General features: G+C 29.3%; 11 protein-coding genes. 8 read left to right on the top strand and 3 right to left on the bottom strand.

The window, feature by feature from the left end; translation table 11 throughout:
• From GBG18_RS13800 to GBG18_RS13790, 3 genes are all read right to left on the bottom strand, one after another.
• A partial coding sequence (locus GBG18_RS13800; protein WP_152191984.1) for a TRAP transporter large permease occupies positions 1-680 on the bottom strand: 680 nt, incomplete at its 3' end.
• Complete coding sequence (locus GBG18_RS13795) at positions 677-1,294, bottom strand: TRAP transporter small permease (RefSeq protein WP_152191983.1); 618 nt, start codon at positions 1,292-1,294, stop codon at positions 677-679. The genes GBG18_RS13800 and GBG18_RS13795, both read right to left, overlap by 4 nt.
• Positions 1,295-1,296: 2 nt before the next feature.
• The gene (locus GBG18_RS13790; RefSeq protein WP_152191981.1) at positions 1,297-2,292 is read right to left on the bottom strand and encodes a TRAP transporter substrate-binding protein; all 996 of its coding nucleotides are present in this window, start codon (positions 2,290-2,292) and stop codon (positions 1,297-1,299) included.
• A gap of 355 nt (positions 2,293-2,647) precedes the next feature.
• On the opposite strand from GBG18_RS13790, the gene gltB reads away from it, so the two are divergent.
• The 8 genes from gltB to GBG18_RS13750 form a co-directional block, all read left to right on the top strand.
• Positions 2,648-7,084, top strand: a complete 4,437-nt coding sequence (gene gltB, locus GBG18_RS13785) for a glutamate synthase large subunit (protein ID WP_152191979.1) — start codon at positions 2,648-2,650, stop codon at positions 7,082-7,084.
• 3 nt (positions 7,085-7,087) lie between these two features.
• Positions 7,088-8,464 (top strand): glutamate synthase subunit beta, encoded by a 1,377-nt coding sequence (locus GBG18_RS13780; protein WP_152191978.1) that lies wholly within the window; start codon positions 7,088-7,090, stop codon positions 8,462-8,464.
• 4 nt (positions 8,465-8,468) lie between these two features.
• Positions 8,469-9,221 (top strand): inositol monophosphatase family protein, encoded by a 753-nt coding sequence (locus tag GBG18_RS13775; RefSeq protein WP_193311158.1) that lies wholly within the window; start codon positions 8,469-8,471, stop codon positions 9,219-9,221.
• A 41-nt stretch (positions 9,222-9,262) separates the two neighbouring features.
• Complete coding sequence (locus GBG18_RS13770) at positions 9,263-9,517, top strand: YfhL family 4Fe-4S dicluster ferredoxin (protein WP_152191976.1); 255 nt, start codon at positions 9,263-9,265, stop codon at positions 9,515-9,517.
• 1 nt (position 9,518) lies between these two features.
• Positions 9,519-10,994: a Ppx/GppA phosphatase family protein gene (locus GBG18_RS13765; RefSeq protein WP_152191975.1), complete on the top strand. Its 1,476-nt coding sequence runs from the start codon at positions 9,519-9,521 to the stop codon at positions 10,992-10,994.
• A complete protein-coding gene (locus GBG18_RS13760; protein ID WP_152191973.1) occupies positions 10,994-11,920 on the top strand; it encodes an LpxL/LpxP family acyltransferase in 927 nt (308 codons plus the stop codon). Before GBG18_RS13765 ends, GBG18_RS13760 begins: the two co-directional genes overlap by 1 nt.
• A complete protein-coding gene (locus GBG18_RS13755; RefSeq protein ID WP_152191971.1) occupies positions 11,895-12,764 on the top strand; it encodes an ELM1/GtrOC1 family putative glycosyltransferase in 870 nt (289 codons plus the stop codon). Before GBG18_RS13760 ends, GBG18_RS13755 begins: the two co-directional genes overlap by 26 nt.
• A 10-nt stretch (positions 12,765-12,774) precedes the next feature.
• A partial coding sequence (locus GBG18_RS13750) for a nucleotide sugar dehydrogenase (protein WP_152191969.1) occupies positions 12,775-13,449 on the top strand: 675 nt, incomplete at its 3' end.

Below are 13,449 nucleotides of genomic sequence, written 5' to 3'. Positions count from 1 at the left end.
ATAACAATAACAATTGTCATAAGGCCCCATGATGCATCTTTCATTTTTGAAAGTCTTTCTCTAAATGGTGCAGGCTCAGTTCTTTTAAATCCAAGTCTAACAGCTCCAATATATGTAACAACCATCATCATAACACCAAGTAAAATACCTGGAACAACACCTGCCATAAATAATCTACCAATAGAAACTTCAGCTGTAACTCCATATACAATTAAAACAATTGAAGGTGGAATTAAAATACCTAAAGAACCTGCAGTTGCAATTGTACCAACGGCATATTTCTTAGGATACCCAGCATTTATAATTGCTCCAAACATAATAGAACCAATTGCAACAACAGTTGCTGGTGAACTTCCTGAAACTGCTGCAAAAATAATAGATGCAAAAATTGCAGAAATTGGTAAACCACCTGGAAGGTGTCCTACGATTGATTTTGCAAACTCAATAATTCTATTAGCGGCACTTCCTTTTGAAAGTAAGTTTCCAGCTAAAATAAACATTGGAATTGCCATTAATGAATAATGTTCAATCTTTTCAAATAATAAAGATGCAATCATAATTGGATCTTGATCTGTAAATATCATAAATGATGCAAATGTAGCAGCACCAAGACATATCGCAATTGGAGCACCTAAAATAACAAGGAAGAAAAATAATCCAAATAGTACAGCTATACTCATAACATTCCTCCTGTTTTCTTTTCAACTTCTTTAACTATATTATTTAAGTTTTCTACGTGCTTATTATCTTTATTTTTTGCACCAACACCCATACCAGCTAAAACTTGTTCTGCTTCACTTTCAGCAACAACTTCTTCATGTGGAGTTTTCACAATCTGAACTATCTTTTCACCAACTCTAAATGCTGCGAAAAAGAAAGAGATTGGAATTACTAAATACACAATCCACATTGGCATATCCCATAAATCAATTGATCTCTCATCAAGTTCAATTAAAAGGAATAGATATTCATATCCATAATATGCAATTGCTAATAAAAATGTAATTGTCACTGTATGTGACATTAAAAGCATAACTTTTGCTATTTTTGAAGGCATTAAATCTAATACAACAGTTACTGCAATATGAGCATCTTTTTTAAAACAATATGCAGCACCGAAGAAGGCACTCCAAAGGAATAAAAAGATTGTAAGCTCAGTTGCCCATACTAATGACGCGTCAAAAGCATATCTTGCAACAACATTAGTAAAAGCAACAGCAACACCGGCTGTTATACCGATGGCTGCTATTGATTGATTTATATAGCCTATAATTTTACTTATAATCCTAATCATGATTATTTAGTCGCTATTGTTTTCTCAATTAAATCTTTTCCGATTGTTTTATCAGAATAGAACTCTGGGTAAATCTTACTTACAGCATTTCTCCAAGCATCTTTTTGCTCAGCAGTTAAATTATGAATTGTTAAATTACCAGTTTTATCTGCATATGCTTTGATTTGTGCTAATTGAGAATCATTTAATTCTTGTGCATATTCTCTTTCTTTTTCTGTAGCTTCATTCATAGCTTGAGTTACATTTGCTTGTAAATCAGCTGGTAAGCTATTCCAGAATTTTTTAGACATTACTACTAAGTAACCTAAGTATCCATGGTTAGTAATAGTCATATGTTTTTGAACTTCGTGGAATTTTTTAGTAAAGATATTAGAGTTTGTATTTTCTTGACCATCAATTACACCTTGTTGTAAGCCTGAATATACTTCAGAGAAAGGCATCATTTGTGGATTTGCTCCAACTGCGTGGAATTGAGCTTCTAATACTTTTGAAGACATAATTCTGAATTTTTGACCTTGTGCATCTTTTGGAGTTAATAAAGGTTCTTTATTAGTTGATAATTGTTTAAAACCATTATCCCAGAAGTTTAATGCAATAATACCTTTAGCTGCAACTTTATCTTTTAATGCTTGTCCAACTTCTCCATCTTGTACTCTATGTAAGTGGTCAATATCTTTGAATAAAAATGGTAAGTCAAATAATGCTAAGTTAGGTACAATTTTACCAAATTTAGAAAATGATGGAGCTGCCATTTGAACTGAATTTAATCTAATTGCTTTTAAAACAGCGTTATCTTTATATAACTGAGATGATGGATAAACTTGAACGTCAATCTTCCCTGCTGATAACTCTTCTAATCTTTTTTCAAAGAAATCTGCTGCTTTACCTTTTGGTGTGTTTGCACTTACAACGTGAGAAAACTTTAACGTGTAATCTGCTGCCATTGATGAACTTGCTACCACTGCTGCTGCGATAGTTCCTAATAGTAATTTTTTCATAATTATATCTCCTTAATTTTTGATATGAAAAAATTATAGTCTAAAGTTATGTATCTATTATGTATTTTTATGCAAATTATAAAAGTTTTTTTACATAAAGAAAATATATACTTATTAAGTTAATTTAATAGTTAAAGAAAATTATAAGACTTGAATAAAAGTAGTATAAAAAGTATTCTATAAAGTAGTACTAATAACTTAGCTATTAGTTTCATATAAATTGCACTACAGTTGCATTTGTGAACTTTTTTAACACTTTTAATATCAATTGATTTTAACCATATTTTAAAGAAATTTAAAGTATATTATTGCACTTTACTATGGAATATATAAAGATTTAACATAAAGGAAAAAGATGGGTTGTAATTTAGACTTACTAACTTCTTTTAAAGATAACTGTGGGTTTGGTCTTGTTGCTGATATGCAGAATAGACAAAGCCATAAGAATTTAGAAGATGCAATAACTTCACTAGAAAGAATGATGCACAGAGGTGCAGTAGCAGCGGATGGTAAAACTGGAGATGGTTCTGGTTTATTATTATCTATTCCAGAATATTTTATGAGAAAAGTAGCAACTAAAGAGGGTGTTGATTTACCTGAAACTTATGGTATTGCTATGATTTTTGCTAAAGACTTATCTGATATTGATACATTTGAAGAGTTTTGTGAAAACAATGACTTAAAAGTTGTATTAAGAAGAACAGTTCCTGTAGATACGGATGCATTAGGGGCACAAGCACTAGCTTCTCTACCAAATATTATTCAAGTATTTGTAGTACCTAATACTTTAATGTCATCAAAAAGATTTGATGCAATGCTTTACTTAACAAGAAAAGAGTGTGAGCATAAATTAATAGATAAAAAAGATTTTTATATTCCAACTTTTTCATCTAAAGTAATCGCTTACAAAGGTCTTATTATGCCTACGCATATTAAGCATTTTTATGTTGACTTAAGAGATGAAGATTTTAAAATTTCTTTCTCACTATTTCACCAAAGATTCTCAACAAATACTCTACCTCAATGGAAATTAGCACAACCGTTTAGAGCAATTGCTCATAATGGTGAAATCAACTCTGTTGAAGCAAATAGATTTAATGTAGAAATTAAATCTGAACAATTAAAATCAGAAATTTTCTCAGATGCAGAAATTAAACGATTATTACCAATCTTGCAAGTAGGTTCATCTGATTCTGCTTCTTTAGATAATATGTTTGAATTTATGTTAGCAAATGGCGTTGACTTCTTTAAAGCTGCACGTTCATTAGTTCCTGCACCTTGGCAAAATGCACCACATATGGATGCGGATTTAAGAGCATTCTATGAATATACTGCAACTGCAATGGAAGCATGGGATGGACCTGCTGCTGTTTCTTTAACGGATGGTAGACATATTGGATGTTTAATTGATAGAAATGGATTAAGACCTTCTAAATATGTAATTACAAAAGATGATAAATTATATATTACATCTGAATACGGAACATTATCTTTAGATGAAGATAATATTTTAGAAAGAGGTAGATTACAATCAGGAGAAATGATTGCACTTGACCTTAAGCATGGGAAAGTATTAAAAGAAGATGATATTAATGATTACTTAAAATCATCTCAATATTATTCTAAGTGGTTAAACGAAGACATGGATTATATCCAAGAATATATTGAAGATTCTTTCTTAAATACAAGTGATTATATCTTTGATGATTTAGAAAAGAAACAAAAATACTTCAATATTACTTATGAAGCAATTGATCAAATGATTGAGCCAATGGCTACAGATGGAAAAGAACCAGTTGGTTCTATGGGTGATGATACTCCTTTAGCATGTTTCTCTGAAGTAAATAGAAATTTTACTGATTTCTTCAAACAAAAATTTGCACAAGTTACAAATCCTCCTATTGATCCATATAGAGAAAAAGTTGTAATGTCTTTAGAAACAGGATTTGGTCAGATTCATAATATTTTATCTGAGCAACCAGAATTTGCAAAAAGATTAAAAACAACTAGTCCTATTTTAATGAAAGAAAAATTTGATATTCTTCACTCTTTTGGTTACACGCAATCTCCAAGATATGATGCATATTATAAAAATAAAACATTCTCAACTACTTTTACTACAGACTTAAAAGCTTCATTAGTTGCATTATCAGCTAAAGTTGTAAAAGCTGTAAAAGAAGAAAAAGTTTCTGTTATTATTTTAGATGATAGAAAAGTTGGAGAAAAAGCTAAATTAATTCCAATGGCTATGGCTGTTGGATATATAAATCACCAATTGTTAAAAGAAGAAGTAAGACATTCAGTTTCAATTGTAACAGTAACGGGAGAGGTTTATGATCCTCATATGGCTGCTGTTTTAATTGGATTTGGTGCAACTGCAATTTATCCATATATGATGTATGCAACTACTGTTGCATTATTTAAAAGAAAAGAATTATCTAAGTATGAATTACAAAGATTACTTAAAAATACACAAAAATCTGTAAATGCTGGTTTATTAAAAATCATGTCAAAAATGGGTATTTGTACAATTGCTTCATATAGAAACTCTGGATTATTTGATGTTATTGGTTTATCTGATGAGATTACAGAAGATTGTTTTGAGGGTGCTTATACTGATTTAGCTGGTTTAACTTATGAAGATATTGAAGCAAGAATTGAAAAATCTCATATAAATGCATACATTGATGAAAATTGTATGTTCCCACTTGATTTAGGTGGTTTCTATAAGTACTCTAATGGTGGTGAATACCATGATTATGGTCCAGCAACTACTAAAGCTATGCACAATAAAAATGCTAGTAAAAAAGAAGACATTTCTGATTTTGATAGTTTAAAACAGTTAGTTGAAACTAGAGATAAAAAGTTTATTAGAGATTTCTTTGAATTTAATTCTGATAAAGAAGCTATTGATGTAAGTAGTGTTGAATCTAAAGAAGATATCTTTAAAAGATTCGCATCAGCTGCTATGTCATGTGGTTCTATTTCTCCTGAAGCACATGAAGCAATTGCCCAAGCTATGAATACAATTGGTGGTTCTTCAAACTCAGGTGAGGGTGGAGAAGATCCAAAAAGATTTAATACACTAAAAAACTCTAAAATTAAACAAATTGCATCTGGAAGATTTGGGGTAACTCCTGGATATTTAAGATCAGCAGAAGAGTTACAAATTAAAGTTGCACAAGGTGCAAAACCAGGTGAAGGTGGACAATTACCAGGTCATAAAGTTACTCCATTAATTGCAACTTTAAGACATACAGTAGCAGGTGTTACTTTAATTTCACCACCACCACATCATGATATTTATTCTATTGAAGATTTAGCACAATTAATTTTTGATTTAAAACAAATCAATCCATTAGCTAAAATTACAGTTAAACTTGTATCCTCAATTGGTGTTGGAACAATTGCAGCAGGTGTTGCAAAAGCTTATGCTGATAAAATTATTATCTCAGGTGGAGACGGTGGAACAGGTGCTGCTCCGTTAACTTCACTTAAGCATGCTGGTAATGCTTGGGAAATGGGTCTTTCAGAAGCTCACAATGCACTTAAAGCTAACCACTTAAGAGAGTTTGTACATGTACAAACTGATGGTGGTTTAAAAACTGGTATGGATGTAATCAAAGCTGCAATGCTTGGTGCTGAATCTTATGCCTTTGGTACTGCTGCATTAACATTACTTGGATGTAAAATTTTAAGAATTTGTCATACTAATAAATGTTCTGTTGGTGTTGCAACTCAAGATGAAAGTTTAAGAGATCATTTTGAGGGTACTGTTGAGCGATTAATTTCATACTTTACATTTATTGCTGAAGATGTTAGAAATATTCTTGCATCATTAGGTTATTCAACAATTGAAGAAATTGTAGGACGTTCTGATTTATTAAAAGTAATTGATGATGATTTTGCAAAGAAATTTGATTTCCAAAATATCTTAAGAAGAATTGATGGTATTGATACTTGTCAAAAAGAGACTAATGCTCCTTTCGATGATAATAAATATGAAAAAGAGTTACTTAAAAAAGTTCATAGAACTATTGAAAACCCTAATTCTCCAATAAAAGTTAATAGTGAAATATCTAACTTAAATAGATCATTTGGTGCATTAATTTCAGGTGAAATTGCAAGATTCTATGGAGATAAAGGTTTACCTGAAAACTCTATTAATATTAATCTTAAAGGTATTGCTGGACAATCGTTTGGTGCTTTCCTTTCTCATGGTATGAATTTACATTTAGATGGTGCTGCTAATGATTATGTTGGTAAAGGAATGAATGGTGGTAAAATCATCATTAATCCAAGACATCAAGGTCAAAACTTTGCAGGTGGTGGTAATACTTGTTTATATGGTGCTACTGGTGGTAAGTTATATATTAGAGCTTCTGTAGGTGAGAGATTTGCAGTTAGAAATTCAGGATGTATTTCTGTTGTTGAAGGAACTGGTGATAACCCTTGTGAATATATGACAGGTGGAATCGTAGTTATTTTAGGAAACACAGGAATTAACTTTGGAGCTGGTATGACTGGTGGTATTGGTTTTGTTTATGATCCTGAAAAAGGTTTTGTTGATAAAATGAATCAAGAGTTAATTGAAGCAGTTCGAATTGATACTGATGATACTGAAAGAGAAAGACTTTATTTAAAAAGATTATTACTAGACTATCTTCATGAAACTGAAAGTTACGAAGCTGATAGAATATTACAAAACTTTAGATCTGAAATTAGAAACTTCTGGATGGTAAAACCTAAAAATATGACAGTATTACCATTAGATCCAGATGAGGGAGATTAGAATATGTTAAATTTTACAAAATTTGAAAGAATTAGTCCTGAAAAAAGAGATGTTCTTTTAAGATTAAAAGATTATGATGAAGTATATCAAGTATTTGGAAAACAAAGAGCTAAAGAGCAAGCTGACAGATGTATGCAATGTGGAGATCCATATTGTCATACAGGTTGTCCTTTAGGAAACTTTATTCCAGCATGGCTTAAGCAAACTGCGACAAAAAATCCAGATTTAGCTTTTGCTTTATCAAATGAAACATCTCCTTTCCCTGAAATCTTAGGAAGAATATGTCCTCAAGATGTACTTTGTGAAGGTGCTTGTTCTTTAAATACTGGGCATGGTGCAATATCAATTGGTGCAGTTGAAACTCATGTTTCAGAAGCAGCATTTGAAAGAGGGTTAAAACCTACTTTTTCTAATAATAAAAAAGAAGAAAAAATCGCAATTATAGGTTCTGGACCTGCAGGAATTTCTGCAGCAACTTTTCTTTTAAGAAAAGGTTACCAAGTTGAAATGTTTGAACGAGCTGATAGAGCTGGTGGACTTTTAATGTATGGAATCCCTGGATTTAAACTTGATAAAACAACAATTGATAGAAGAGTTAATTGGCTATTAGAAGCTGGAATGAAACTTCATTTAAATTGTGAAATTGGAAAAGATAAATCTGCAAAAGAGTTAGAAGAAGAGTTTGATTCTATCTTTATTGGAATTGGAGCAACAGCTAGTAGATATGCAGGAATTGAGGGTGAAAAATCATCTAATGTTCATTTAGCAATTAATTTCTTAACAGGTATTCAAAAAAGAAACCTTGGTAATAATAATGTTAATTTTGTTGATGTAAAAGACAAAAGAGTTGTTGTTATTGGTGGTGGTGATACTGCTATGGATTGTGTTAGATCTTCAGTTAGAGAGGGTGCTAGTAGTGTTAAATGTCTTTATAGACGTAATGAAACTAATATGCCTGGCTCTAAAAAAGAAGTTGTTAATTCAAAAGAAGAGGGTGTTGAATTTGTATTTAATGTAAGTCCTAAAGCTATTAAGACTGATGGCGAACTTGCATTAGGTGTAGAATTACTTACAACATCAATGAGCGAGCCTGATGCATCAGGAAGACAAAAAGTTGTTATAAATGAAGGAAGTGAATATTTAGAAGAAGCCGATATCATTATTTTTGCCTTAGGGTTCTCTCCTGAAGCACCAGCATTTTTAAATGATTTAAATGTAGAAACTAATTCTTGGGGTGGAATAGAGATTAATAAATCTTTCCAAACTTCAAATAATAAAGTTTATGCAGGTGGAGATTGTGAAAGAGGTGCACATCTTGCAGTTACTGCTGCAGCAGATGGTAGAGATGCTGCTAGAGCAATTATTAAAACACTAGCTTAACTCAATGAATATTCAAATTACAGACCTTTATAAAAACTCTTTTATAAAGGCTGTAATATTAGCAAACAAAGAACTATTTTTATATATTAATAACTCCCTTACATACGAAGATTTAAACTATTCAGAACAAATTGGATTTGGTGGTGATAAAACACTAAATATTGATTTACTTGCAGAAAATTTATTTATAAAATACTTACAAGTTTTTGGAAATATTTACTCAGAAGAGTGTGGAAAATTAAGTAATGACAAAAAGTTTGACATAATTATTGATCCACTAGATGGTAGTGATAATTTCTCTTCAAATTTACCTTATTATGGAACATCTGTTGCATTAGTTTCTGACAATATCACACTTGCTGGTTTTGTTTGTAATTTAGTAACGGGTGTGTTAACTTATAAAGCTTTTAATGATGATATTAAAAAAGAGTATTTTTTAGAAAATAGAGATAGTTTATTAGTTTCAAAAAACAAAAAAATAGGTATTTTTGAAAGAGCTTATTCTTTTCCTGAAATTTGTACAAAATTAAGACATGCAAAATTAAAATTTAGATCACCAGGTGCTGTTGCATTATCTTTATGTGATGCAAAAAACTATGATTTTGTATTGTTTGCTGGAAATATAAGAGAGTTTGATATTCTTGCTTCATTGTACATTTGTAATGAACTATTTTTATACAAAACAGAGAAAATTGTACTTATCGCAGAAAATAAACAAAAATTCAATCAAATTAAAGAAATTATAAAGAATAATTAGTTATAACTCCAAGATATATAATTTAAACTAGGAACGTGTTAATGTCTTTAATTATTACTGATGAATGTATCGCTTGTGATGCATGTAGAGAAGAGTGCCCAAATTATGCAATTGAAGAGGGTGATCCAATATATTTAATTGATTCTGATAGATGTACAGAATGTGTAGGTCATTATGAAGAACCTTCTTGTATTGAGGTTTGTCCAGTTGATTGTATTATCATAGATCCTGATAATCAAGAAACAATGGAAGAATTAAAGTTTAAATACAAACAGTTAGCAGAAGAAGAAGTTTAATATGTCAAAAGTTACAACTATAATTGATATTGGGTCTAACTCAATGCGTATGGTTGTACTACAAAAAAGTAGTAGATTCGCATTTAACTTAATAAATGAAACGAAAAGTAGGGTTAAAATTTCAGAAGGCTGTTATGAAAATAATGGGAACCTTCAAGAAATACCTATGCAACGTGCTTATGAATCTATGAAATCTTTTTTAAATATATCTGAATCCCTAAAATCAAGAAAAGTAATTTGTGTTGCAACGTCAGCTTTAAGAGATGCTCCTAATTCAAAAGTTTTTTTATCAAGAATCAAAAAAGATTTTGGTTTGAGTATCAAAATTATAGATGGTGAAAAAGAAGCATATTATGGTGGAGTTGCTGCCTTAAACTTACTACATAATGATAGTTTTGTTACTGTAGATATTGGTGGAGGTTCTACGGAATTTTGTTTTGTAAAAGATAATACAATTATCAAATCAATATCTTTAAATATAGGAACAGTTCGAATTAAAGAACTTTTCTTTAATAAAAATGATATTGAGGGTGCAAAAAAATATATTCTAGATAATTTAAAAAAGATTTTTGAACAAAATATTGAGATACCAGATGTAATAGTAGGTATTGGTGGAAGTATTAGATCTGTATCAAAACTAATTATGCAAAGAAATGAATATCCTTTAGATATTTTACATGGATATAAATATAAAGTTTCAAAAGAAGAAGACTTTTTACTTCAAATCATAAATGCTGAAGATAATAATGAATTAAAAGCTTTAGGTATCAAAAAAGATAGATTTGATACGATTAAAGAAGGTACTTTTATATTAAAAACTATTTTAGATGAGCTACATATATCAGAAGTTATTACTTCAGGAGCTGGTGTACGGGAGGGTGTTTATTTAAGTGATTTATTAAGAACATCAAACTGCAAATTTCCTTCAAATTTTAATGTTAGTGTACGATCACTTCTTGATAGATTTGAAATTGATCCAAAACAAAGTGCTTATATGGGAAATAATGCTTCGAAAATATTTGATGTTTTAAAGCCCGTTCATAACCTTGAAGATAAATATAAAACCTATTTAGTAATTGCTTCAAAACTTTACTCAATAGGTTCAGCACTTAACTTTTATAAATCTAATGATAATGCCTTTGATTTTATACTAAATGGTCTTTCTTATGATTTTTTACATACAACAAGAGTTATTATTGCTCATACTATTAAGTTTTCAAAGAAGTCACTACCATCAAAAAAAGATATTCAAGAATATGAAGAACTCCTTCCCTCTCTTGATGTAATGAGATGGTTGTCTTTTATGATTTCTTTAAATATTACTACTAATCAAGATTTATCTAAACCAAAAATTGAATATATACTAGATGAAGAGAATAATACACTAAAATTAGAGTTAGAAAATAAAACTTTTTTAATTAATTCAAATATTGAAAAATTAGAATTACCTAAAGAGTTTAATCTAGAGATTTTATAATGAAAAAGCTTGTTTATAGGCTTTTTTTAGCTTTAGTATTTATTTTAAGAAAACTACCTACATCTTTACGAAGAGCTTTCTTTAGAGGCTTAGCAAAAATAGCTTACTTACTCTCATCAAAAACAAATAGAATAATTGAAGCAAACTTAAATCTTGTATTTGATGGAAAAAATGAAAATTTTGAAAAGCTTAATAAAAATGAGATAGAAGAAATTAAAAAATATTCATATTTTAATATGCTTTTATGGGCACAATCATTAATTGAAAATCTAGATATTACAGATGAAGAACTTAAAAAAAGTATTACTATTGAAAATCAAGAAATTATTGAAAAACTAAAAAATGAAAAGAAAGCTATAATCTTTATTTCTGCACATTATGGAAATATGGATATGGCTGGTACTTATATGAATAAAATGATTATGCATACCCACCAAGTTATGAGACAATCAAATTTTGAAGAAATAGATGACTTTATTATAAAAGCAAGAGAAGCTTGTGGTTCAAAAGTAATTTTAAGAAATGGTGCTGTTAAAAAGCTTGTTAAAGCTTTAATGAAAAAGGAAGCAGTTTCTTTAATAATAGATCAAAATATTAATTCTAAAGATGGAACAGAAGTCGAATTTTTAGGTAAAAAAGCATATCAAAGTTCAACATCATCTTTATTATCAAGAAAATTTAATGCAGTTATTGTTCCTATTGGAATGTTTAATCAAGATGATTATAAATATAAGATGAAAATCTATCCTCCAATTTATCCTATAAAAACTGAAAATGAAGAAAATGATATAAAAGAGTTATCTCAACTACAAGCTAATGCATTATCTGCTATAATACACGAAGATAAAAAACAGTGGTTTTGGCCCCATAAAAGGTTCAAAAATCATTATAGAGAGATATATGAAAAGAATACTAATAATAAGTGATGGAAAACCAGGTCATTTAAATCAATCAATTGCCTTTTGTAAAATAAAAAATATAAGTTATGATATTTTAGAAGTTAAATTTAAATTAAAAATATTTAAATTGTCTTCATATATTTTAGACAAATTTGAAAGATATTCTGATGAATTATTTAAAGATTATAAAAAATATAATTATGAATTTTATGATGCAGTTGTAAGTACAGGTTCTAGTACTTATTATTTTAATAAGTTTATTAGTAAAACACATAACTTAAAATCAATAGCTCTTATGCTTCCAAAATCTTATAGATATGATGATTTTGATTATATTATTGCACAAAAACATGATAACCCACCTCAATTAGAAAATATCATTGCAGTACCTTTAAATCTATCATATACAACTTCTAAGAATATAATTAAATCAAAAGAGAAATCTATTGGAATAATTTTAGGTGGAGATAATGGTACTTTTAAAATGGATGTTGAGAATATTAAAAATGTTTTAAACTTAATATTTAAAAACTATGATGGTTACTTAAAATATATTACTACATCAAGAAGAACATCAAAACAGATTGAAGATTTATTGAGTGAATATGAGTTTGATTATAAGCTTATTTATTCAGAAACACCAACAATTAATCCAATACCAGATTTTATAAAACTATGTAGTGAATTATTTATTACAATAGATTCAACTTCAATGTTAAGTGAAGCAAGAGCTAATAGTAATGCTGATATATCAATCATAGAATTAAGAAGTAAAAAACATCATACAAAATTTCATGATTTAGCACATACTGTAAATAGTACTAAAGAAAAAGTTGATTTTTCTAAATTATTAAAAAATATAGAAATTTAAAAGGTTTTAAATGAATAAAAAAATATGTATAATAGGCCTAGGATATGTAGGTCTGCCACTAGCAGCAGCCTTTGCAAAAAAATATACTGTAGTAGGTTTTGATATTAATGAACCAAGAGTAGAAGAGCTAAATAATGACTTTGATAGAACTTTAGAATTAAATAAAGAACAATTAGTTGAAGTAAAAGATAATATTACTTACTCTTGTAAACTAGATGATATTAAAGATGCAAATATTTATATAGTAACAGTTCCAACTCCTATTGATTCTTCAAATAGACCAGATTTAACTCCTCTAGTAAAATCATCACAAATGATTGGTAAAGTACTTAAAAAAGATGATATTGTAATTTATGAATCAACTGTTTATCCAGGTGTTACAGAAGAAGTATGTGTACCACAACTAGAAGCTACTTCAGGTATGACTTTTAATAAAGACTTCTTCTGTGGATATTCTCCTGAGAGAATTAACCCAGGTGATAAAGAGCATACTGTTACAAAAATTCTTAAAATTACAGCAGGTTCAACACCTCAAATTGCTGATGAAGTAGATAACCTTTATAAAAGTATTATTACTGCAGGAACACATAAAGCAAGCTCAATAAAAGTAGCAGAAGCAGCAAAAGTAATAGAGAATACTCAAAGAGATGTAAATATTGCACTTGTAAATGAATTAGCTCTTATC

Origin of the sequence: Poseidonibacter ostreae, from assembly GCF_009208075.1 — a bacterium.
Classification (GTDB): Bacteria; Campylobacterota; Campylobacteria; order Campylobacterales; family Arcobacteraceae; genus Poseidonibacter; species Poseidonibacter ostreae.
The sequence above is the reverse complement of the archived record's forward strand: the minus strand, read 5'-3'. Positions and strand labels throughout refer to the sequence as shown.

Bases quoted from the DNA above. Each gene is read 5' to 3' on its own strand.
- GBG18_RS13795 (WP_152191983.1), bottom strand. From the start codon at position 1,294: ATGATTAGGATTATAAGTAAAATTATAGGCTATATAAATCAATCAATA.
- GBG18_RS13790 (WP_152191981.1), bottom strand. From the start codon at position 2,292: ATGAAAAAATTACTATTAGGAACTATCGCAGCAGCAGTGGTAGCAAGT.
- gltB (WP_152191979.1), top strand. From the start codon at position 2,648: ATGGGTTGTAATTTAGACTTACTAACTTCTTTTAAAGATAACTGTGGG.
- GBG18_RS13780 (WP_152191978.1), top strand. From the start codon at position 7,088: ATGTTAAATTTTACAAAATTTGAAAGAATTAGTCCTGAAAAAAGAGAT.
- GBG18_RS13775 (WP_193311158.1), top strand. From the start codon at position 8,469: ATGAATATTCAAATTACAGACCTTTATAAAAACTCTTTTATAAAGGCT.
- GBG18_RS13770 (WP_152191976.1), top strand. From the start codon at position 9,263: ATGTCTTTAATTATTACTGATGAATGTATCGCTTGTGATGCATGTAGA.
- GBG18_RS13765 (WP_152191975.1), top strand. From the start codon at position 9,519: ATGTCAAAAGTTACAACTATAATTGATATTGGGTCTAACTCAATGCGT.
- GBG18_RS13760 (WP_152191973.1), top strand. From the start codon at position 10,994: ATGAAAAAGCTTGTTTATAGGCTTTTTTTAGCTTTAGTATTTATTTTA.
- GBG18_RS13755 (WP_152191971.1), top strand. From the start codon at position 11,895: ATGAAAAGAATACTAATAATAAGTGATGGAAAACCAGGTCATTTAAAT.